Origin of the sequence: Snuella sedimenti (assembly GCF_016428595.1) — a bacterium.
In the GTDB taxonomy this organism is placed as follows: Bacteria; Bacteroidota; Bacteroidia; order Flavobacteriales; family Flavobacteriaceae; genus Snuella; species Snuella sedimenti.
In genome coordinates this window covers 1-22,638 of record NZ_JAELVQ010000005.1, presented here as the reverse complement: position 1 = coordinate 22,638, position 22,638 = coordinate 1, and the positions used below count along the sequence as shown (strand labels likewise).

Genomic DNA, 22,638 nt, shown 5'->3' with positions numbered 1-22,638 from the left:
GTTGTTGGTTATTAGTTTTCCAACAACTTAAAACTAATAACCAGCAACTAAATAATTATGATAAAAAACGATTTATTTTTAAAGGCCTTAAAAGGGGAAACAGTAAACCGTCCACCAGTTTGGATGATGCGCCAAGCAGGACGATACCTACCGGAATTTATGGCCATTCGTGAAAAATACGATTTCTTTACGCGCTGTCGCACCCCAGAATTAGCAAGTGAAATTACGGTGCAGCCCATTCGCAGATACGGTATGGATGCCGCAATCTTATTTAGCGACATTTTAGTAATTCCACAGGCTATGAATATAGAGGTGCAAATGAAACCCAACTTTGGACCTTATCTTCCAAACCCTATACGAAACCAAAAAGATGTCGATAATGTTATTGTGCCAGACGTTACCGTGGAACTAGACTATGTCTATCAAGCGATTAAAGCCACTAAAGAATTACTAAACAACGAGGTCCCACTTATTGGTTTCGCAGGTTCTCCCTGGACCATTTTATGCTATTGCGTGCAAGGTCAAGGCAGCAAGACCTTCGATAAAGCCAAGGAGTTTTGCTTTACAAACCCAGTAGCAGCCCACCAACTACTTCAAAAAATAACCGACACGACCATTGCCTATTTAAAAGAAAAAGTAAAAGCGGGCGTAAATGCTGTCCAGGTCTTTGATTCTTGGGGCGGTATGTTATCGCCAACCGATTACCAAGAATTCTCATGGCAGTACATTAACCAAATTATCGAAGCCCTAAAAGATGATGCTCCCGTTATTGCCTTTGGAAAAGGGTGCTGGTTTGCGCTTGGAGAAATGGCAAAATCGAATGCTTCTGCATTAGGTATTGATTGGACTTGTTCGGCTCAAAACGCTCGTTATTTAACTGGAGGGAACATCACCTTACAAGGTAATTTCGATCCAACTCGATTATTATCACCTCCAACTGAAATCAAAAAGATGGTGCGCCAAATGATTAATGATTTCGGAAAAGACAAATATATTGTTAACCTAGGCCATGGTATTTTACCCAACATTCCGTTAGACCATGCCAAAGCCTTTATTGATGCTGTAAAAGAATACAATGCTTAAAAACATTGCAAAAGGAATGAGTGCATATTTTGAGGCATTTACTTTAATGTCTAAGCTCAAATTATGGAAATTTTTCACCATTCCTATTGCTATAAGCATTATAACCGCCTTATTAATTGGTATTTCGGCATACGGACTATCCGATAATATCGGTTTTTACATTTCAAAAATATGGATTTGGGAATGGGGCAAAGAAACCTTTACTGCCATTGGCAATGTTATTGGTGGCTTCTTTATTATAATCCTAGGACTTATTGTTTATAAGCACATCATTATGGCGCTGTCGGCACCATTTATGAGTCCTGTATCTGAAAGGATTGAAAACCATTTTTCAGGAGTAGATTCCAAATTAAAACACCAGCACAGAAACACAACTTTTAGCCAACAACTATGGCGTGGTATTCGAATCAATATAAGAAACTTAGCTATGGAACTCTTATTAACCATTCCTATTTTGGTAATAAGTTTTGTTCCCGTAGTTGGTATATTTTCAACACTCCTGCTTTTTTTGGTGCAAGCCTACTATGCTGGTTTTGGCAATATGGACTATACGTTAGAGCGCCATTTAAAATACAATGAAAGCTTAGCTTTTGTACGCAACCATCGAGGGCTGGCCATTGGAAACGGCATCATATTCATGTTGTTTTTATTAATTCCGATAATTGGTGTTATATTAGTACTACCCTTATCGGTTACAGCTGCGTCCAAAAACACTATTGAAGCCCTTCAATTAAAAAACAACTAAATCATGATTGAAAACCCGATCCTTTCTCCTTTTCAAAAGTTTGTTAAAATAGAAGGTTTTAGTGGCATTCTTTTGTTGTTAGCAACTACCATAGCCTTAATTTGGGCTAACTCTTCTTTTTCGGAGAGCTATAATGCTCTTTGGCAATACAAAATAGGTGTTAGTACAGAGAGTTTTGAACTATATAAACCATTAATTCTCTGGATTAATGATGGTTTAATGGCCGTATTCTTTTTCTTGATAGGATTAGAAATTAAAAGAGAGTTCCTCATTGGCGAATTGAACACAACTAAAAAACTGGCATTCCCCCTTTTTGGCGCACTAGGAGGTATGATTATTCCAGTAATATTGTTTGTTTTTATTAACCAAAACCCCGACACTCTTAAAGGCTGGGGCATTCCCATGGCTACAGACATCGCTTTCTCTTTAGCTATTTTAAATGCTTTAGGAAAAAGAGTTCCTTTAAGCCTTAAAATATTTTTAACAGCATTTGCTATTGTAGACGACCTAGGAGCGGTACTCGTTATTGCCCTATTTTATAGTGGCACTATTAAAGTAAGCTTGTTAGGCATAGCTATCGCTTTGCTAATTGTATTGTATTTTTTATCCTTTAAAGGCTTTTATTCCAAATTCTTAACAATTACTCTTGGGGTTGTTATTTGGACACTATTCCTTAAAGCGGGTATCCACCCTACATTGGCCGGGATTTTACTAGCTTTTTCCATTCCTATTAGGCAAAAAATAAAAACGCCTGAGTTTATAGACAATCTCGTAAAAATAACGAACAACATTAAGCAAGCGGCTATTTCCAAAAAACCAATCCTGTCTAAAGAACAAATACACGAGATTGATGATTTGGAAGACTGGACAAACAAATACCAGTCGCCACTTCAACACTTAGAACATAACTTGCACGATTGGGTAGCTTACTTTATCATTCCATTTTTTGCCTTGGCCAATGCGGGCGTGATCCTTAATAGTGATGTGCCTTTGGAAATGCCATTGGTTATAAACATCGTCATCTGCTTGGTTTTAGGTAAAAGTGTCGGTATTTCGGCAGTGGTTTTACTAGCAAAAAAGTTAAAGCTTATAGACATCCCTTCAGACATTAACAATCTTCAAATACTGGGCGTTTCATTTTTAGCAGGCATCGGTTTTACCATGGCTATTTTTATTGCTGGGCTTGCATTTAGCTCCAGTCCGATATACATCGATTCAGCCAAAATAGGCATCCTGATAGGTTCATTGATTTCAGCCGTTATCGGTTACCTTATTTTAAGATTTCAAAAACAAAAGATAACATAACTAAACATTCAGACCTGTCAGGTTTTCAAAACCTGACAGGTCTATTAACATGATTAAAGCAAACGCTTAGTAGAAAGATGTTAGATAAAATAGAAAAAGATCATTACTACCATATCTTCAATCGCGGCATAAACAGTACAATTATTTTTGCGACAGAAGATAATATGACCTATTTCTTAAAACTTGTAAAAAAGCATCTAACCGACAAGGTAGACATTATCGCTTATTGCCTCATGAATAATCACTTTCATTTCATTGTTAAAATTATTGAAGACAACAATAAAGCAACACAAGCATTCTCCAATCTTTTTAATGCATATGCCAAAGCGTTTAACAAACAACAAAATAGAACAGGCACCCTTTTTGAACGACCATATAAACGCATTAGAATTGATAACGAAAGCTATTTAAAAAACCTTATACTCTATGTTCATAGAAATCCTGAAAACCATAATCTGATTAAAAACTTTCAGGACTATCGATTTTCATCATTCAATGCCTATTTAAAGAATAAAGAGAGTATCATTTCAAAAACAAAGGATTACATACTAAGCATGTTTGAGGATATTGATAATTTTAAACATGCACACCATACATATCAGTCAGGTTTTGAAAACCTGGCAGATCTAAACTCAAGACATTAAACACTATGAAAGACAAATTCTATCAATACATACAAACCCTTCAAGACCAGATCACGTCTAAACTAGAAGCCATTGATGGCAAGGTCAAATTCCGGGAAGACCTTTGGAAACGTCCCGAAGGTGGAGGCGGCAGGACGCGCGTTATTGAAAACGGTGACATTTTTGAAAAAGGAGGCGTTAATATTTCGGCAGTACACGGAAAACTCCCCCAATCCATGCAATCCTATTTTAAAGTTGGAGAAGTCGACTTTTTTGCCTGCGGACTAAGCCTCGTGCTTCATCCCAAAAACCCTATGGCACCAACAGTTCATGCCAATTGGCGTTATTTTGAAATGTATGATCAGGAAGGTGCCATCATTGACAGTTGGTTTGGAGGCGGACAAGATTTAACCCCTTACTATTTGTTTGACGAAGATGCCAAACATTTTCACCAAACCTGCAAAACGGTGTGCGACAGACATCACCCTGATTTTTATGAACATTACAAAAAGAAATGTGATGACTATTTCTATAACACACACCGTAGTGAAGCACGCGGTATAGGGGGATTGTTTTTTGATTACTGTAAAGCGTCAAAAGACATGACCATGCAACAATGGTATGACTTCGTAACCGATGTTGGCGATAGTTTTTTAGAAGCCTACGTTCCTATCGTTGAAAAACGAAAAGGACTCCCATATACCAAAACGCAACGCACTTGGCAGGAAATAAGGCGCGGTCGTTATGTGGAATTTAATTTGGTTCACGATAAAGGCACCCTATTCGGACTAAAAACGAATGGCCGGATAGAAAGCATTTTAATGAGTTTACCGCCCCATGTACAATGGGTTTACGATCATCACCCAGAAAAAGGCAGTGACGAAGAAAAACTATTAAACGTATTAAGACAGCCTAAAGATTGGGCTATTTAAGCTAAAAACGCCAAGTTAAAAGTTATAAGCGTATGGTAGATTATAAAAACTATAACGTTTGGCAAAAGGCCCACCAACTTGTTTTATCAATTTACAAGATAACTGCTCAGTTTCCTAAATCGGAGCAATTCAATCTTGTTTCCCAAATCAATCGTGCCTGCCTGTCAATTCCAACAAACATTGTTGAAGTCTGTGGCAGAGAAACACAAAAAGAACTCGTAAGGTTTCTTTATATTTCTTCAGGTTCAACTCATGAATTAGAATATTTAATATTAGTATCAAAAGAGTTAAAATTTATACCGGAAGAAGACTCAGAAAAGCTTCTTAAAAAAATAGGTGAAATCAAAAAATGCTGTTTTCATTAATCAAAACAATAAAAAAAACACTTTAAGCTTTAAGCCAATCTACTTTTAGCTTTGTACTTTTAACTTTACACTTTTAACTTAACAACATGTTCCCATTAAGACGCAATAGAAGACTAAGAAGCAACGAAGCCATCCGCTCGCTGGTTCGTGAGACCATTATTAGCCCAAACGATTTTTTAGTACCCCTGTTTGTAGTAGAAGGAAAGGGTATTAAAGAGGAAATTACATCCATGCCAAATTACTATCGTTACAGCCTGGATCTATTACAAAACGAGGTAAAAGAGCTCTGGAAATTAGGCTTAAAGTCGGTATTGTTATTTGTTAAAGTACCCGATAATTTAAAGGACAACAAAGGCACGGAAGCTTTAAACCCTAACGGATTGATGCAACGTGCTATTAAAACGGTTAAAAATACCTGTCCGGATATGTTGGTCATGACCGATGTGGCCTTGGATCCTTATTCGGCATATGGGCATGATGGCATTATTGAAAACGGACAAGTACTAAACGATGAAACCGCCAAAGTATTGTCGGACATGAGCTTGTCGCATGCACAGGCAGGTGCTAATTTTGTAGCGCCTAGTGACATGATGGACGGCCGTATTCTATCCATTCGTGAAGCGTTGGAACAAAGCGGTTTTAAAAACACAGGTATTATGAGTTATTCGGCAAAATACGCTTCGGCCTTTTATGGCCCCTTCCGCGATGCTTTAGACTCTGCACCTGTTGATATGGTTGACGTACCAAAAGACAAAAAAACCTACCAGATGGATTATGGTAATCGTATTGAAGCCATAAGGGAAACCTTGATGGACATTGATGAAGGAGCCGATATTGTAATGGTAAAACCCGGTTTGTGCTATTTGGATATTGTCCGAGATATTAAAAACGAGGTAGACGTTCCTGTAGCTGTTTATCAGGTGTCCGGTGAATATGCCATGATCAAGGCGGCGGCTGAAAAAGGCTGGTTGGACCACAATGCCGTGATGCTGGAACAAACAACCGCTATTAAACGCGCCGGAGCCGATATTATAGCCAGCTATTTCGCTAAAGATGTGGTTACATTGCTTAATGGGTAATTTTATTATCTCTAAAATGATTTATAAAAACAAGAAAGGCTCTCAATCTCTTGAAAGCCTTTCATCCTTTACTGTGGAGAAGATCGGATTCGAACCGACGACCTCTTGACTGCCAGACGGGGTTTAGAAACTCATGCCTAACCCCTGTAATCTCCCATATTTTCTATGTTTACAAAGCTTTTCAAGTGTTTCATGGTTTAATATTCTATCCTGCATTTACCTGCAAAATGATGCATTTAGGTGCATTTGAGTGCAAAAACCCACCACTAAAACCCACCACCATTTTTGATTTTTATTCTCTAGGGCAACAGAATTTATTATGATAATTGCAACGTAGGAGTTATCTTTAAAAAGTATAAAACAAACATAATCTAATAACCATATTTCAGGACAAGACAATTTATGAAGAATATAATGATAATAATGTTTTTACTAAGCTGTCTACACATAAATGCTCAAGAACAGGAACCAAATTTTTATTCTGAAATTTATGATAAATATTCACCACGAAATCACTATGTGGTGAAAAAGGGAAAACCAAGTTCTATTAAAGTTAATGACACAATCTATCTTGGAAATTCTGAAAAATGGATTGAATATAACGTTTACACTTTTGAAAAACCTAACAAAATTCTAGTAAAAAAATTTAGAAATGATTCTTTAGCTAAAGATGAAAAATATAATCTCGACTCTAAAGGCAGAATCATAAAATATGAAGGAAACATAAAATATAGTAAAGGAGAATGGTACGTGACAAGACTCAATTTCTCTTATGAACCCAACAAAAAAATAATTGAAAAGATTAATCGATTTGGTAAGATTTATATGCGTTATGAAGTGGGCTATGATAGTATTAAAAACCCAATATATATCAAAAGCACTATCGTTGGTGGACCAAACAGCTCAAGATTAGAAAGCATAAACTATGATTACTTAAATGGAATTTTTGTTCGTTCCGAATTCAATTTTGATGGAAACATGCGCAATGAGGAAGAAGGATTTATAAATACGGACTATGTTATAGATAGAAATGAGTATGATGATATTACCAAAATGTTTTGGGTAACTTCAAATAAAAAAGATAAAGTTATTTATGATATAGAATATGAGTATGATGATTTTGGAAATTGGATAAAAATCATTAAATCGTATAGTGAAAGAGAGGAACCAAAAAAAGTGTATTCAAAAACATATAGACATATTAAATATAACTTGTAGCCATATTTCAAGACATAATATTTTAAAAAAAGAGCTTCCAAATGAAATTTGAAATACCTTTTGATGAAAACATTTACAGAGAACAGATGATTCTGAATTTCAATATTGCGTGGAATGAAAATCTGAAAAAAAATAAGAGAAATCTCTATTGGAGTATTCCAATAATTATTATTGGCGGATTAATTGTTTATGGTCAAGATTATATTGGATTTATATTCATTGCCATTGGAACTCACTTTGCAATTAATGGTTTTAAATATTATTCATTTTATAAAAAAACCAAAAAAAAATATTTTGATTTAATAGAATCGGAAATACAAGGACAAAAGATTGCCAATGAAAATAGCCTTTGGGAATTTAACAAAGACTATTTCAGGTACAAATATTATAAGTATGATGCAAAAATAAAATGGGAAGCTTTTAAAAGTTATCGAGTTATAGATAAAAATCTTTTTCTTGACCTTGAAGTTGGAAATAATTCATCATACATAATTGGGGAAAAAGAAATCGGAAATACTGAATTGAAAAAAGTAATTGACTTTGCCAACGAAAAAATCAGATAAAGAACTAGTGTCTAATAAAGAATCTTGTTAAAAAAATATACCCTATAGCTATCTTTCAGGAATAGACATGCAAAGAAACATAATACATAAATGATAGAATGGATTAAAAACTTACTTGAAAACAAAAAGGAATTCAAGGTTACTAAATGGCAAACTGACGATTCCATCTTACGGTTTTTAAGCGAAAACATTGAAGGTGATGGAACTCTAAAAACGTCTGCGAATGATTTACCTGATGAAAAAAAAACTGATGAAAGCGGAATTAGATTTGCCCCAGGCTTAATGGACTCAATGTTTGGAGTCGATGATTCTTCGGAATCAAAAATTAAAATCAAAGAACTTTCAAGCCTTATAAAATCTATAGCAAAAAATGGTGATGCTGGAAGTAAATCAGAGTTTTATAAGAAAATAACTGAAAGTGATGGAGTAATTGGAATAATAGATGAGTTTCTTCAGAAAGTAGTAAATCTGTCCTTACCTATTGAACCTTATCTTTTCAGCTTTGCTAAAAATTTAGCTACGAAAACAAGTCATAGGAATAGCGTAAAAATGGGAATCGCAATTTTAGGTCTTTGCCAAAACAAAACAGTTATGAATGAAATTAAGGTACTCGGCTTGCATGATGAATTTACTGTTTTCTCTACTGTTGCTATTTCTAATTTATCAGACAATCCAGTTCAGGACCTATGGAAGTTGGCTAGTAAAGTTGATGGCTGGGGAAAAATTCAACTTGTGGATAGAATAGCTAATATGGAATTATCAGAAGAATTAAAAGATTGGTTAATTCTCGATGGCTACAAAAATAGCATAATGAATGAATATTTGGCTTGTACGTGTGCCGTGAATGGTGAATTACATAAAAAAATTCAAAATGAGAACATAGATAATAAACTATTCAAATCTACAGGAGAAATTATTGAAGCTCTTATTTCTGGCGGACCAGCAGAAGATATATCTGATTATGAATTTGCGCATGAAACAGTCGAGAATTTTATTCGACATGGAAAAATTCACGTAAAAGATATTACAGATTTTAATACATTAAATTCCATTAAAGATTTTCTTATTGAAATTCAAGATGACATAGGAGAACATAAAGAAAATGGCTGGACTCAAGATATAGTTTCGAATTGTCTCATAGATATAAACGAAATATTAAAAAGTAAAGACTGGAAAGAACAAGCTGAAATAGCATTAAAAAGTGATGATAATATTCTATATTGGAATGGAAAACAAGCTGCTCAAAAACTTGGTCTTGAATTTTGGGATGTTCTCTGGAGTAAACTTCTAAAGAACCCATTAGATAGTTCTGCTTGGCATGACGTTACAGCTTATGCCAAAGAACAAAATGTAAATGACATAATTGATTTCGCAAAAAACAACCTTCCATTAGAAGAATTAGGAACAGGACCTAAAGATTGGATGGGGTTAGGTGAGGATTATCAAAAACATTCTTCCCTCGATAGTGTAATAACTTTTTTGGAAAACTATCCAACAAAAGGAGAAGAGCTTATCCTTGTTGGTTTAGATAGTCCTGTTACACGAAACAGAAATATGACTATAAGAGCATTGAGTAAATGGAAACCTGAAAATTGGTCTGACGAAATTACCAAAAAGGTAAACCACCTTAAAGACATTGAACCAAATGATGACACCAAAAAGAATATTGGGCGACTTTTAAAAGGGTTAGAACTTGAATAAAGCACTAAAGCATAACAAAATCAACTTAAGAAAAACCGAATTAAAAATACAATAATAAACCAATCAAATGGAAAATGAGTTTAAACGGGTAATGTCAGAACGGACTGATGAAGAATTAATCAAAATTGTAACAGTTGAAAGGGAAAGATACAACCCCATAGCTATAGAAGCTGCTGAATCTGAAATAGAAAAACGTAAATTAAACATTAGCGAGTTTGGAGAAATTATAGAAGAAGCGACAATAGAAAAAGAGCAAAAACAGAAAGTTGACTCAAATGTTGTTAGTTCTGGAATTAGATTTTTGAATTTTTTAATTGATTTCATTATTTGGTTAATTATTGCCACAATTCTAACTATGCCTTTAGGTGCGAATAATGGAAGCCAAATGTTATTGGGTTATGTGATTATGTTTCTAGTTTTTATTGGGTATTATGGAATAATGGAAGTCAAATTTCAAAAAACAGTTGGAAAGTTTATTACTAAAACTAAAGTTGTGAAACTCAATGGAGAAAAACCTGAAAAAGGAGATATTATTACTAGAACTTTTTGCCGACTAATTCCATTTGACCGACTTTCTTTTCTATTCGTAAAAAATGGATTTCACGATTCGTTATCTAAAACTAAAGTAATCAAAGACCAAACTAAGTGAATTACCAACACTAACAATGAACTCAGTTGAAACAAAATATGTCCTACAATCTAATTTCAGGGCTAGACATTTAAAAATGACATTAGAAGAATTAAGATTAAATATAAAATGGTGGGAATCCAAAAGATGGATATATAACGTTTTGGTTGGATTATTTGGTATAGTTACAATTTTCAATGTACTCGCTGAAAGCCCATATCAATGGACGTTTGAAGATACGTTAGGAATAATTATATGGGGAATTGGTGCAAATATATTTTATTCTTTAGGAACTTTATTCGAACTGTTTGATTGGTATTATTTAAATAGCAAAATCGGAATTAAAAAATTTAGATTGTTCTTTTTTATTTGTGGGACATTTTTAAGCTGCATCTATACGTGCTGGTGCGTTTTGGTATATTTCATTGGTTTTGTCTGGTAAAAACTATTACAACAAAGAACAGAGTTAAAATAAAAAAAAAGCTATAGCCATATTTAACGACAAAACATTCAAAAAAAATCACGCTGAATTGAAAAAGTACAAATCTAATTTTAGTATTGACCGAATTGGACGCTTCCGATTTTATATCGGAATTGTGGTCGGAATTGGATACTCAATTATTTTGAGTTTTTTATTTCAAATGTTATCTAAAACGAATAATGTCGTAACAGCTATGAATGATGGGAATTGGGATAATCTTATCAACTCAAAACTTGGTTTTTATTACACATCATTTTTCGGATTATTATCTGTTAGTCTTGGATTTTGTTTCACCACATATTTATGGATGAGCAAACTGAATTTTGGAAAACGAAGCGAAGCTCGGAAATTGAGATTTGCGCAAACGAATTCTTTCTTTATGTTCGGAGTAATAATGCTTGTTTTAACAAGATTTTTTACAATTTATATGGGGTTTAATTACGATGGCTTTTATCTTGATTTAAAAGAATATTTTGGGTTTATAGCATTTTTTCTTCCGATATCTATATTTTTATATTGTTGGTCATTAATTTCAAAACTTTACCAATCAAAAAAAGTTTTGCTGATTTCATTACTGATTTTTGGGGTTTTAGGATTAACATTAAGTGGAATAAGAACATGAGACAACAAAGAATTAAAAAATTAACCTGTAACCATATTTGGGAGAAAACAATTGAATGAATAAGCTAATTGAAAAACCTCATATCATTTTTTTTCTTGGAATTCCAGTATTAATTCTTGTTGGAATTTTATGTGGTGATGCAGCTTTAGATGTAAATATTCATGATACTTATTATATAATAGCTTATATTCATTTAACATCATTTATCTCGATTCTTTTTGGAATAGTGGGTTTGGGTACTGGGTTATGAACAAAACGAATAAAACGCTATCAAAATGGCTTAGTTGGACTCACGTCACGCTAACTTTTGGTGGAACTCTAGCCGTAATGGTTTTAGCTCAGTTTTTTAGAGAAGAGTTTATGGAATATGAATTTAATAACAATTTGACCTTAATCATTACCATAATACTCCTAATTATGGTTTTAGGACAAATAGTTTTTCCAATTAACATAGTTTACGGGCTATTAAAAAAGAATAATAAACATGATAGTTTATAACTACATAATCTGTAATCATATACATTTGAAGGACACTAAACAACCATATGAAATGCCTATAACTGTTTGCTCAAAACATAGTAAAAAATCACTTGTTGAAGTTTATCAAGAACTTGGGGGATATGACAATAATCCTGTTTGGGAAATAAGGTCAAAAGCGATGACTGACTTTATAAAATTGATAAATGAAATTTTCAAGAAAACTCAAATTTGGGGATTAACTTCTCACGATAGATTGGTACTACTAACTGAAGATAACTGGGAGTCAAATTGGTATGTCATAATAAATAATATTGGAAATAATGAATACTATTTTGAATATCTGATTCCTGAAAAGAAAAGTCCGTGGCGGAATGGAATGGTACAAGGTGTAGCTCAATCACTTGAAGAAGCGAAAAAATATCTATTAATTGCTATGAATGAATCAGAAGGATGGAAAGGAAATATGGAATTGGAAAATTTATTAAAAGATTATTGAGCAAAAATGTTTTGCAAAAAAACTGAGTTAAATACAAATATACCCTGTAATAATATTTCAGGACAAGACACTTGAATCAAACTTATGAGAATACGATATTGTTGGAGATGTAAAATGGAAGTTCCAATGTTGGAAGGTGAAGAAAGTATCATCGCTTCTAAACTATATTCAGAGGGGTTCAAAACTCTTGAAAAGGACAGGCAAAAACGTTTTAAAAAACTTCTTGATTTTTATAACGACTTAACTGGGTTTGGAGAAACTGAACCGAATGCAATAATTCACCATTTTGCAGACATGTATGGTCCAGACTGTGAGAGTTGTGGAAAACCATACAGAACTCATAAAGCATCATTCTGTGCTGCTTGTGGAAATAAAAGAAAATAAAAAGACTCTTTTTAGATGATGTTCGAACTATAGAAATGGTCTATGACAAATCACTGGAATCTGAATTTGATATTGTCCGAACCTATTCGGAATTTGTTGAATATATAAAAACTAACGGTTTACCAAATTATATAAGTTTTGATAATGACCTTGGGCTTGGAGAAGATGGAAATATTGCACCTGATGGATTGTCTGCTGCTAAATGGCTTGTGTATGATTCTGGACTTGATTTACGGAATTTGGAATTTAAAGTACATTCGGCAAACCCTGTTGCTGCCGAACAAATAAAAGGACTCTTGAATAATTATATAAAACATTTAAAAACAGAGAAATCATAATCAAACCACTTGCATACACTTGAAATGACACTTTCCGAAGTATATTTTTATATGATAATTATATTTTACCAACTCTTTAGTTTGGTAATTATAACATTTACAGAAGATTTAAAAGAGAACAAATACTATATGAGATATTTGAAAATTACATTCCTAATAGGATTTCTTGGAATCATCATGGAATTACTGAATTGGAATTATTTCTGCCAATTTAATTGCACTCTCCTGACCTTCTCCCCTTTTCTGACTTTATTAATCTCAAAAGGAATTATTGAATTTTATAAAAAAGTATTCAAAAAAGAAGCTTTTCAAATGCAATGGGGGAAGTTATCTGACGGAATTTGGACAAGGAATATGGGTGATTTAAAATATAAAGGTTACTATAGCTGGTATACTGTAAATATTGGGAGCTTTCCTATTTTTATAATTACAGCTATCTTTTTATTGATAGAAAAAAACATATGCTAACAAAGAAGGGGAATTAATTAGAAGGAGTTCACAAAAAGATAAGTCGAAAAAACAAATATAATTATAGAGATTATTATACCTAAAGTTTTATCAAATCTAGAGTAAGGAATACCTTTTTGCCAATGTTTTTTGGAGTGCTCCCATTCATAAAAATATGATAGAAATATATAAACTGAGAATATAAAGATTACTATAGACAATATTAACATGTTCTAAATATAGAAATTTAAAAATAACTAAGGTCTTCTAGAACAGAGTTAAAATGCATTTAAATGCAAAAACCCACCACCAAAACCCACCACCATTTTTGATTTTATTCTCTATAGCAACAGAATTTATTATGATAATTGCAACGTAGGAGTTATCTTTAAAAAGTATTCGATAACCCCATAGGAGTGTTTATTCGTTTTCTATATAACATTTGAATGAAAAGATTCTTAACTGTCATAGTCTTAATTCTAATTGGTCATTTTTCAAATGCTCAACATACGCCTCGGTTTCTCGAAATTGTAAAAGATTTAGAAAAAATCAGCTGTAAAAAGGATACTACATATTACAAAAATGGGAAGATATGGTGGAGCACCTGTTGGACTACGTATGAATATAACTCAGAAAACTATTCCACCAGAACTGGCAGAATGATTCAATACTACAAAAACGGACAGATAGCAAACCAATATTCTTTGGACAATTATGGCAATATTAAATCGGTTAAGAGGTTTGACCGAAAAGGAAACAAAACCTTAGAATATGTAACTACTGAAATAGATACTAATGCAAAATCATTAAATGAGTTTCTTGAATCTCAAGACCATATGAGTTTTAAAACATACAATACGATTTACAAATGTTCCAATAAACTCGGAGCTTATTATTTATACAAAGAAGGTCAAAGAATCAATGATAAGAAAAATGGTGTTTGGACAACTTATTATGAAAACGGAGCCTTCTATTTCTGTTTTAGGAATTCGGCAATCACATTTGACTGAAATTCCAATTCTAGATTATAATGTTCAGGTTGTCTCAAAAAATTTGACTACAAGTATTATTTCCATTTTTGGAATCACAATAATTACATTACTTTGGATTTATCAGTATTTTAAAAATAAAAGAAGTAAGAATGAGACAAACTAAAAATTTGAGAAAAGTAGTGACTAAAGAAGCGAACTTAATAGTATGAGGTATTTAAAGATAACATTCGTTAGAATTGTATTAAGCTTTTTCGGAGCAAACATGATAAACGAATTAAAGACTTTGGATTAGAAAAATATAATTTCATATGAAAATGTTCCACGAGATTTTAAAATTTATAGACGTGAATTTAATTTCTTGTTTATTTCCAATGATTTTGACGTTAATTGTAATCAGATTCATTTTTAAAAATAGATTTAAAACCAATGGGGTTTTTAGTTTAATTAGATGGATTATTATTTCCTATACTATTATTGCATTATTACACTTTCTAACAAGTATTACAATAGGTCCTGATGAACATGCTTCTACTTATGATAGAGCAACTGGACCATACAAATGGGCTTATTGGTTAATGTTACTATGTTCAACATTGTTTCCGCTTTCGTTATTTTTTAAAAGGTTAGCATCGAAACCTTACTATTTACTAGTCGTTGCATTCTTTATGAAAATTGGTTGGTACTTTGAACTATTTGTAATAACGCTAACAAGTTATCATAGAGATTATGTGCCAGATGAATCAAACATTGATTGGACAATACCCATAGGAATTCAAATAATGTATTTACAAGGCTTTATCTTAGCGTTTATATTGTTAGGTGTCTTTGAATTACTAGGACGGAGAAAACAAGCTGTATCAAATCAATAAAGCCATCAGTTCTTAGAGTTTATTTACCATGAAAAGGAATTTGTCAAAAAATAGAAAGCTAAAAAAGGAAATTCTAAAAGAATATATTCTACTCAATTGGTTACTATCTCTAATTGGTGTCGTATTACTATTTGCAGGAATTTACAGGTTTTTCTTTCTTGAGCCTTCTATAGGTATTAATGCCAGATATTTACAACCAACTGTCAGCAATGGTGGTGTAATGATAATTGCGGGATTAGCAATGGTTTTATCTGTTATTTATAGAATAAGGAAGAAATCAAGAGTTCTCAAAGACACTTTAGACTTAGAAAAGGAAAAAGAATTAAAATAAAATCAATATGAAATTGAAATCTGTAATATTTAAAATTGCTACTATTTTCATAGTAGGTTTCTTAATTTCTTACATGTCTCCAAAAATAGAATCTGGTTCAACAACATTTAGCGGAGACACTCTTAATTATAATGACCCTGAAAACATAAAGAATACTCAATCCAAAGACAAAACCGAAATAATTTGCTCCAATAGTGGTTGTGAAGGATTTTATAAAGGACCTGAATTTATAAATGGGTCAGATATAGCTCATCAGTTTTCGAATAAAATGTCTGGTGCTGTTGGTGATAAATTGAAAGAACTTTATAAGAAAGGTGAATACTCTAAAGTTGATTTTTCAAAAATCATAATGGCTACCGAAGGCATGGGTTCAGGTAATGTCACTTACAGATTATCAATACCATTTATAGCTGTTAAAGAAAGATGTGATGCCTATACGTCGTTTGACCATGTTGGTGGATGGAATCATATACCTTCTTTATCCAAAAGGAAAGCTGAATTAAGTAAAGCTTTGATGAAAGGACAGTCTTTAGACATAAGTGATTTAAAAATCACACCTGAAGGATTGCAAGAATACTGGATTCAATGGAAAAATAAAATAGTCCAATCTGATTGTAAATAAATAAGCTAATAATTTTAAATTAGTTTGATATTCATAACCGCTAGCAAACATTTAATAAAATGGGATACGAATTAAATATTCAAAAAGAAGAAGAAAATAATAAAATTAGCAAACAAGAGTGGATAGATTATATGGAATCTGACCCTGAATTTGAGCGAATAGAAGAGATATCTGCTGACCTTGGAGACAATGAAGTGTTGACCATTGCTACCCCAGGTGGGCTCTGGAAATCAGACAAAGGAGAGATTCCTTTTACCTTCTCAGAAAAATATGGAGAGATAACCGTTAAGAGTCCTGAACATTGGATTATTGAAAAAATGATTTCAATTGCTCAAAACTTAAATGCTGAAGTCATAGGAGAAGAGGGAGAAAAATATGATGAAGAATATCTTAATGACCCGTTTGGAAACCCATTTGAAAACGAAAGTTCGAGTAATGAAAAAAAATGGTGGCAATTCTGGAAATAAAACAATGTGTTACATTTAAACAAAATCTTATAAATTAATGAAGCATCCTTTTAAACTGTCAAAGTCAAATATTGTTTTTTCTATAATAGTAAGTCTGATTATAATCTTCCTAAATATCAGAATTTATGGGTTTGATGCTTACACATTTGGTCTTAGCTTTGGTTCAATAATAGGTGCAATCATTTTCCCTGCTCTTATTGCTTTACTAGTGTGGTTTATCAAAGGAAAAAAAGAATATGGTGGCACAACTACATTTAATATTGTTTTAGCATTAATGCTTCTTGGTTCAATAAGTGAATTTGGACAAGTTATAAATGAACGCAAGAAACCAATGGAAGACATGCAGAAAGCCGTTTCAAAATACAAAGAAAGGACATTGGCTAATCCCGATTCAACTGATGCAAATTACTCCGAATTATCTAATGGTATAAAAAATTCTATTGATGGCTTGCTTAAAACTAGTGTTGGAGAAGAAAGAAAAGTATATTTAGCTTTAAAAGAATATTTTAAAAAATCCGATAGCGTAAATGTTCAATGGAATAGTGCATATAATGCATTTGCAGAACCTCGTATTTTAGACTTTTCTTTGCTGAATGAAATGGAAGAATTTAAATTTCAAAAAAATGTTATTCAGAAATATATTGATGAGTCTGAGTATTTTAAATCCTTTATAATAAATAGAGTCGAATTCCTAAAACACAAAACAAAAAATATTGACAAGGATAACAAAGCATATAAGGGTTTTTTAAAAGGTATGACAAATAAAGACTCAATCCAAAAACCTATTTTTATTAAGTATATAAATGGTCATATAGATTATGGGAAAGGAATGAAAAGTATCCTTGAACTTTTAGAAAAAGAAAATGGTAAGTGGCAATATGAAAATGAAGTGATTACATTTCAAGATTTAGAAACTCAAAATGCTTATGAAAAGATTTTCAACCATGCCATCCTCAACGAAGAAATTGTAAATGAATTATCAGATAAATTGGTAGAGTTATTGTAAAGATAACACCCAACTTCAAATAAATCCTAAACATGATAATATTTAATCAGTTGTAACAAAAACATATTATCCATATACAAACACATTGTATATCACATGAAGAATGACTTATAATAATCTAATAATAATTAAGGGTGGTTCCTATATTAATATAAAAAAGGCATTACAGCAATGGATTGATTTATATTCGGAAAATTTTTCAAACAATCTTCAATTTGAATTATACAAAAATGGTCGTGGGAATCACATCATAAAAGCAGACGATAGACTGGATAACAATAGATTTTTTTATTTGGTTAATTATATGGATTATCCGGAAAACATAAATTATAATGTTGATATAAAAGGATATACAAAAGCTAGGGAACTCGATAAACAATTAGACAATCAAGAATTGTTAATTTACATTCCAAAATCAGATACTGAATATGACAATGTCTATGCTGTTACAAAAGATAACAGGCATTTTAAAATTGATTTTGGTGGCAAAATAAAAGAGATGACTGGTGATATAACTTTTTCTTCACATAATATCGAAAAGCTTGAAAACCCAGAAACCTTAAAAGCGTCCCTACATAAAAGAAAAAAAAGAGAGGAAGATTCTGTTGATAGTATCAAAAAGCGATTTAATATCATCTTCATTATTTTTATAATCGTTTTGTTTCTAAATCTCATAGTTCCACACTTAAAAGTTGATGTTGAAGTTTTTCAAAAAACAACATTATTTACAGGTATGGGAGTTGGTCTTTGGTTTTTTATGGATTATGAAATGTTAAGGCATAATTCCTTCTACCTCAAAAGTTTTTTAATTGCATTAGGATTTTACTATTACGGTTTATTTCTAGAACACCATTATTCGTCATATTTCTCCAATATGACAGCTGGTAATTTTTTATATCCGCTAACGCTATTAATTGTTCAATACCCAACTAGAAGAATTTATAAATTAATTTTTAATAGAGAACCCGAAGTAGATAAGCATGGGAAAATTGCAGATTTAATCTATACAATGATTCTGTTTTTTTCATTCGCTATATTACCTTTTCTAATTGCGGATTATTTAAAATAAAATGGGATACACTTTAAAGGCATATTTAGGAAAAACCGAAAACTTAAACTCCATTTTAGAAAGGTTCAGTGAAGCTCAAATTGTAGATTTAAAACATGGCTTTTCTTTAATTCCTATGACTGAAGAATTGTTTGATGAAATCAATAATGATGAAGCTAGTGCGGGAATATCAACATTCGAGTTTCTTGACAAAAAAATGGAGCAAAAGACCATTGAATTAGTTGGAGATAAAGAAATTGCCTATGTTGAATCCGATTTTTTTGGTGGAAAAGGTGGGCATATTGGAATCATTTGGAAAAATAAACAATGTGTATTTCTTGGAAAGTTTAAAAAAGGAACAATGAACAAAGTTTTAAAAAAGTTGGGAGTAATTCGAACTTTGCTAAAAGACGAATTTGAAACTGTTGGATTAGATAAAAACAGACATACTGAAGATTGGATTGAATAATATTTTACTAACTAGAAACTATGTTTCACTCATTTTCGTTTTCGTTAACTAGAACTCTGCTATATTTTAGAACGAAACTATAAATTATGAAAAAAATAATCATAACTACAATTTGGCTTTTTATTTCCCAACTTATTATTAGTCAAGATTGTTTAGATGTTAAATTCAAATTACGTGGATATTTCTATGCTGGTACAAGCCAAACTGATTCAACAGCTGCCGGGGGGTTTTATGAAGACCAAAATTCTCCTAAAACTATTGATAACAAAATTAATAGGCTTTCGTCTGACGAGAAGTTTCAGATTATTGCAAAAAATGACTCTATTTCAGAGTTTTCTACAGATATAAAAGGATTTAAAGTTTTCGTAATAAACAAAACCGATTCTATAGTTAAGCTACCAGCACAAGACAGTAGGTTATACTTAAAAAGGCAAGTGTTTTATAATGATAAATGGAGAGATATAGAATACCTACCTAGCAGTTGGTGCGGAAATAGTTATCACTCTGTTTTTATAAAACCAAATGAATACTGGGATTTTAACGCTCCATGCCTAACTGGGAAAATAGAAGCGAAATTTAGATTTGAATTGTATGTCAATGAAAATTTAATTATTTATTCCAATGAATTTAGTGGTAACTTTAACAAAAAGCAACTAATAAAAGAACAGGGACATAAACCAGTTGGATTAATGGACCCTTACAATAATTAAGGTCGTATACAATAAATAAAGGCCTTACAAATAACCGTAATCATACTTCAAAACTGTGTACATTAGAGCATCATTGATTTTAATCTTCTTAACCTTATGTAATTTCACCTTTGGGCAAAACACTATAAGAGTTGCAGGAAAAGTACTTTCTGAAGAAGGAGTCGTCCCCGAGGCATTTGTCATGATTGGTTCTCAGGGTTCAATAACAAATGAAAAAGGTGTTTTTAAATTTCAATATACTTCTGAAACTTCTCCACTTGAATTAAAAATTGAAGTTTCTGCGCTTGGATATAAAGCTCAGGAGTTAATCTTTTCAGTTAAAGAGACGAACTTTGAAGAACTTTCAATTACTTTAAGTCTATTTCCTAATGTTAATGCTAAAACAGCTTTAGAAGACATCAAAAAAGGAAAAGTTCAATTTTTGTTATCTGGCGGTATTGCTCCTGTAATTTATAGTTCAGACAAGAACTTCACTCTAAAGTATGGTGTTTCATTTTACGAATTTGGCTGTGAAGCTATTTCAAATAAATCATTAAAAAAATACAATGCTGTCATTGCAGAATATTTAGACAAAAAATTCGGTAAAAAATGGAGAAAAGAAGTTCGAGATGATATCATTGGGATAAAATAAAAGGATTAGACATTATATAATTTTAAAATAATGAAATACCCGATTTACTTTCTGCTATTGTTTACAATTTGGAGCTGTAAACAAAATCAAATTGAAGGAATTGAGATTGGACATACACTTTATACAAACCAATCACTAAAACAAAACAAAGAACTAACTGATTTAATAGCTCGAATAATTAAAAAAGATTCGAAAGCTCTTGAAGAGCTAACCGAGTTTTGGTGTGGTGGTGGAGCTGGTTGTTATGATTTAGGAATCATCACTTCTGAAATTGTTTATAAAATTGGAGAGGATAATTTTATAAAAATGACATCCAAATTAAACACAAAACAAAAAAATAATTTAGAAGGACTTTTGAATGCTGGATTAGAATATGGATACGAACCAGACAGGAATTTAAATGTAGAGTTTCCTAATTTGTATAAATTCTTGAATACTCAAGAACTTGAAAATTTACAGCTCAACAAACCAAATACATTTGAATTTATAGACCTAAATAAAATTCCAGATTCACTGGAACTAATAATTAATAAAAGTTTGAAGGGTGATTTCAATGGGGACGATGTAGTAGATTTTTTCTCATTAGTAAATAACAAGAAGACAAACGAAAAAGGAGTATTAATAATACATAATTTAGCATTTCAGGAAACTTTTATTTATGGTGCTGGAAAAGAAGTTCATGGAATGACAAACTTGAATTGGATTGAGGTTCTTGAAATTATACCAAAAGGCGAAATTGTTGCGCCAGATTTAGTTGATAAGGAAACTGGAGATATACTTGGACCAGACCAAACTCAAAATTTTAAATTAATTGGAAACGGAATATCTATGAGTGTTGAAGAATCTCATGGTGGCGGAATTCTATTTTGGAACGGTAACGATTATCAATGGTATCATATAGAATAAAACCCACCACAACACCCCACCACCATAAAAAACAAAAAAGCCCTAGCATCTGCTAAGGCTTATTAATACTAGTGGAGAAGAGCGGACTCGAACCGCCGACCTCTTGACTGCCAGTCAAGCGCTCTAGCCAACTGAGCTACATCCCCTTTGCCTTTATTTATAGTGTTTGCAAGCCTTTACAAACGGTTATAGCTTTTATGCTATGTTACCATTAACCTGAAAAACTGCGCAAATATATGCATTTTAATGCAAAAACCCACCACCAAAATCCACCACGTTTTTAAAATATTTTTTAATAAAGGTAAGGCTTTGCTTTCTCAATTGCACTGTAGGAACTATCTTTAAATCTTGAATAGATAAAGATTAAAAAATGAGATATTTATCAATACTAATTGCCGCAATCCTACTTGTACCACATTCCACTTTAGCGTGTAGCATGTACAAAATAACAAGAAACGGAAAAACAATAGTTGGAAATAATGAAGATTGGTTTAGTGCTAATACTCAAATTTGGTTTGTCCCTAAAGGTAACAACCCATATGGTGTTATGAATGTTGGATTTGAAAATGGGTTCCCACAAGGAGCCATTAACGAAGCGGGATTGGTCTTTGACGGTTTCGCTATGCCATTTCTAGAAATTAAGAATACCAAGGATAAAATCAAAGTTCCCGTTACGGAACTTTTACCATCCATAATGCATAATTATTCGACTGTTAAAGAAGTTAAAGAATATCTGTCTAAAATCGACTTAAGTTATTTGTCCACCAGTATGTTGGTTTTTGTAGATAGAGGTGGCGAATATTTAATTGTTGAGGGTGATGAGCTGATTCTAGGAAATAATGCTGAACAGTCATTTTCTAATTTCTATCCTTCACAAATTTCCAACCCAGAGAAAGTTAATATCGATTTTTACCAAAACGGATTGAAACACTTAAAAGCATCAGAAGCTCAATCCAACTTTGATTATTGTAGTTCTGTTAGTAGTGATGCGTTTGTTAAAGTTTAATTCTCTAAAAATGCAGTAAATACAACATATACGATACGTTCTTTGATTTTTTGATTTGATTTACAGAATAACTTTGGTCAAAACCAAGGTT

29 protein-coding genes and 1 tRNA gene are annotated in these 22,638 nt (G+C 32.2%); 29 read left to right on the top strand and 1 reads right to left on the bottom strand.

Features of this window, described 5'->3' with window-relative positions:
- Positions 1–57 precede the first annotated feature (57 nt).
- The 28 genes from hemE (at position 58) to JF259_RS05305 (ending at position 21,541) form a co-directional block, all read left to right on the top strand.
- On the top strand, positions 58–1,083 hold the full coding sequence (gene hemE, locus JF259_RS05440; RefSeq protein ID WP_199114268.1) for a uroporphyrinogen decarboxylase: 1,026 nt from the start codon (positions 58–60) through the stop codon (positions 1,081–1,083).
- Positions 1,076–1,828: an EI24 domain-containing protein gene (locus tag JF259_RS05435; RefSeq protein WP_199114266.1), complete on the top strand. Its 753-nt coding sequence runs from the start codon at positions 1,076–1,078 to the stop codon at positions 1,826–1,828. The genes hemE and JF259_RS05435 overlap by 8 nt, the downstream gene beginning before the upstream one ends.
- 3 nt (positions 1,829–1,831) lie before the next feature.
- Positions 1,832–3,133 (top strand): Na+/H+ antiporter NhaA, encoded by a 1,302-nt coding sequence (nhaA, locus tag JF259_RS05430; protein WP_199114265.1) that lies wholly within the window; start codon positions 1,832–1,834, stop codon positions 3,131–3,133.
- Between the two features lie 77 nt (positions 3,134–3,210).
- Positions 3,211–3,777, top strand: coding sequence for a transposase (locus tag JF259_RS05425; protein ID WP_199114264.1), 567 nt, complete (start codon positions 3,211–3,213; stop codon positions 3,775–3,777).
- Between the two features lie 5 nt (positions 3,778–3,782).
- The gene (gene hemF, locus JF259_RS05420) at positions 3,783–4,688 is read left to right on the top strand and encodes an oxygen-dependent coproporphyrinogen oxidase (RefSeq protein WP_199114261.1); all 906 of its coding nucleotides are present in this window, start codon (positions 3,783–3,785) and stop codon (positions 4,686–4,688) included.
- 32 nt (positions 4,689–4,720) lie between these two features.
- Entirely contained in the window at positions 4,721–5,053 is a 333-nt protein-coding gene (locus JF259_RS05415) for a four helix bundle protein (RefSeq protein ID WP_233164123.1), read from the top strand.
- Between the two features lie 86 nt (positions 5,054–5,139).
- A complete protein-coding gene (gene hemB / locus JF259_RS05410; protein ID WP_199114259.1) occupies positions 5,140–6,132 on the top strand; it encodes a porphobilinogen synthase in 993 nt (330 codons plus the stop codon).
- A 423-nt stretch (positions 6,133–6,555) separates the two neighbouring features.
- Positions 6,556–7,350, top strand: coding sequence for a hypothetical protein (locus tag JF259_RS05405; protein WP_199114257.1), 795 nt, complete (start codon positions 6,556–6,558; stop codon positions 7,348–7,350).
- Between the two features lie 41 nt (positions 7,351–7,391).
- Positions 7,392–7,913, top strand: a complete 522-nt coding sequence (locus tag JF259_RS05400; RefSeq protein WP_199114255.1) for a hypothetical protein — start codon at positions 7,392–7,394, stop codon at positions 7,911–7,913.
- Between the two features lie 90 nt (positions 7,914–8,003).
- Complete coding sequence (locus JF259_RS05395; RefSeq protein ID WP_199114253.1) at positions 8,004–9,614, top strand: hypothetical protein; 1,611 nt, start codon at positions 8,004–8,006, stop codon at positions 9,612–9,614.
- Positions 9,615–9,681: 67 nt separating this feature from the next.
- Complete coding sequence (locus tag JF259_RS05390; protein ID WP_199114251.1) at positions 9,682–10,263, top strand: RDD family protein; 582 nt, start codon at positions 9,682–9,684, stop codon at positions 10,261–10,263.
- 76 nt (positions 10,264–10,339) lie between these two features.
- Entirely contained in the window at positions 10,340–10,684 is a 345-nt protein-coding gene (locus JF259_RS05385) for a hypothetical protein (RefSeq protein ID WP_199114249.1), read from the top strand.
- Between the two features lie 88 nt (positions 10,685–10,772).
- On the top strand, positions 10,773–11,345 hold the full coding sequence (locus tag JF259_RS05380) for a hypothetical protein (protein WP_199114247.1): 573 nt from the start codon (positions 10,773–10,775) through the stop codon (positions 11,343–11,345).
- A 55-nt stretch (positions 11,346–11,400) separates the two neighbouring features.
- Positions 11,401–11,595, top strand: coding sequence for a hypothetical protein (locus JF259_RS05375; RefSeq protein ID WP_199114245.1), 195 nt, complete (start codon positions 11,401–11,403; stop codon positions 11,593–11,595).
- A 300-nt stretch (positions 11,596–11,895) separates the two neighbouring features.
- Positions 11,896–12,321 carry a hypothetical protein gene (locus JF259_RS05370; RefSeq protein WP_199114243.1) on the top strand — a complete coding sequence of 142 codons (426 nt, stop codon included), beginning with the start codon at positions 11,896–11,898 and terminating at the stop codon, positions 12,319–12,321.
- Between the two features lie 84 nt (positions 12,322–12,405).
- Positions 12,406–12,705: a hypothetical protein gene (locus tag JF259_RS05365; RefSeq protein WP_233164121.1), complete on the top strand. Its 300-nt coding sequence runs from the start codon at positions 12,406–12,408 to the stop codon at positions 12,703–12,705.
- Positions 12,702–13,043 carry a cyclic-phosphate processing receiver domain-containing protein gene (locus JF259_RS05360; protein ID WP_199114440.1) on the top strand — a complete coding sequence of 114 codons (342 nt, stop codon included), beginning with the start codon at positions 12,702–12,704 and terminating at the stop codon, positions 13,041–13,043. Before JF259_RS05365 ends, JF259_RS05360 begins: the two co-directional genes overlap by 4 nt.
- 1,106 nt (positions 13,044–14,149) lie before the next feature.
- Entirely contained in the window at positions 14,150–14,500 is a 351-nt protein-coding gene (locus tag JF259_RS05355; protein WP_199114241.1) for a hypothetical protein, read from the top strand.
- A 326-nt stretch (positions 14,501–14,826) separates the two neighbouring features.
- Complete coding sequence (locus JF259_RS05350) at positions 14,827–15,351, top strand: hypothetical protein (protein WP_199114239.1); 525 nt, start codon at positions 14,827–14,829, stop codon at positions 15,349–15,351.
- A gap of 40 nt (positions 15,352–15,391) precedes the next feature.
- The gene (locus JF259_RS05345; protein WP_199114237.1) at positions 15,392–15,682 is read left to right on the top strand and encodes a hypothetical protein; all 291 of its coding nucleotides are present in this window, start codon (positions 15,392–15,394) and stop codon (positions 15,680–15,682) included.
- A 7-nt stretch (positions 15,683–15,689) separates the two neighbouring features.
- Complete coding sequence (locus tag JF259_RS05340; protein WP_199114235.1) at positions 15,690–16,304, top strand: hypothetical protein; 615 nt, start codon at positions 15,690–15,692, stop codon at positions 16,302–16,304.
- Between the two features lie 59 nt (positions 16,305–16,363).
- Entirely contained in the window at positions 16,364–16,771 is a 408-nt protein-coding gene (locus tag JF259_RS05335) for a hypothetical protein (RefSeq protein ID WP_199114233.1), read from the top strand.
- A 37-nt stretch (positions 16,772–16,808) separates the two neighbouring features.
- Positions 16,809–17,777, top strand: a complete 969-nt coding sequence (locus JF259_RS05330) for a hypothetical protein (RefSeq protein ID WP_199114231.1) — start codon at positions 16,809–16,811, stop codon at positions 17,775–17,777.
- A gap of 103 nt (positions 17,778–17,880) precedes the next feature.
- Positions 17,881–18,846: a hypothetical protein gene (locus tag JF259_RS05325; protein WP_199114229.1), complete on the top strand. Its 966-nt coding sequence runs from the start codon at positions 17,881–17,883 to the stop codon at positions 18,844–18,846.
- Between the two features lies 1 nt (position 18,847).
- Positions 18,848–19,294, top strand: coding sequence for a hypothetical protein (locus tag JF259_RS05320; protein ID WP_199114227.1), 447 nt, complete (start codon positions 18,848–18,850; stop codon positions 19,292–19,294).
- Between the two features lie 86 nt (positions 19,295–19,380).
- A complete protein-coding gene (locus JF259_RS05315) occupies positions 19,381–20,004 on the top strand; it encodes a hypothetical protein (RefSeq protein WP_199114225.1) in 624 nt (207 codons plus the stop codon).
- Between the two features lie 55 nt (positions 20,005–20,059).
- Positions 20,060–20,635 carry an FEKKY domain-containing protein gene (locus JF259_RS05310; RefSeq protein ID WP_199114223.1) on the top strand — a complete coding sequence of 192 codons (576 nt, stop codon included), beginning with the start codon at positions 20,060–20,062 and terminating at the stop codon, positions 20,633–20,635.
- Positions 20,636–20,665: 30 nt separating this feature from the next.
- The gene (locus tag JF259_RS05305; protein ID WP_199114222.1) at positions 20,666–21,541 is read left to right on the top strand and encodes a hypothetical protein; all 876 of its coding nucleotides are present in this window, start codon (positions 20,666–20,668) and stop codon (positions 21,539–21,541) included.
- Between the two features lie 72 nt (positions 21,542–21,613).
- Here JF259_RS05305 and JF259_RS05300 read toward each other — a convergent pair.
- A tRNA-Ala gene (locus tag JF259_RS05300) sits at positions 21,614–21,687 on the bottom strand.
- Positions 21,688–21,911: 224 nt separating this feature from the next.
- Between JF259_RS05300 and JF259_RS05295 the strand changes: the two genes are divergently transcribed.
- Positions 21,912–22,547, top strand: coding sequence for a linear amide C-N hydrolase (locus tag JF259_RS05295; RefSeq protein ID WP_199114221.1), 636 nt, complete (start codon positions 21,912–21,914; stop codon positions 22,545–22,547).
- Positions 22,548–22,638 lie beyond the last annotated feature (91 nt).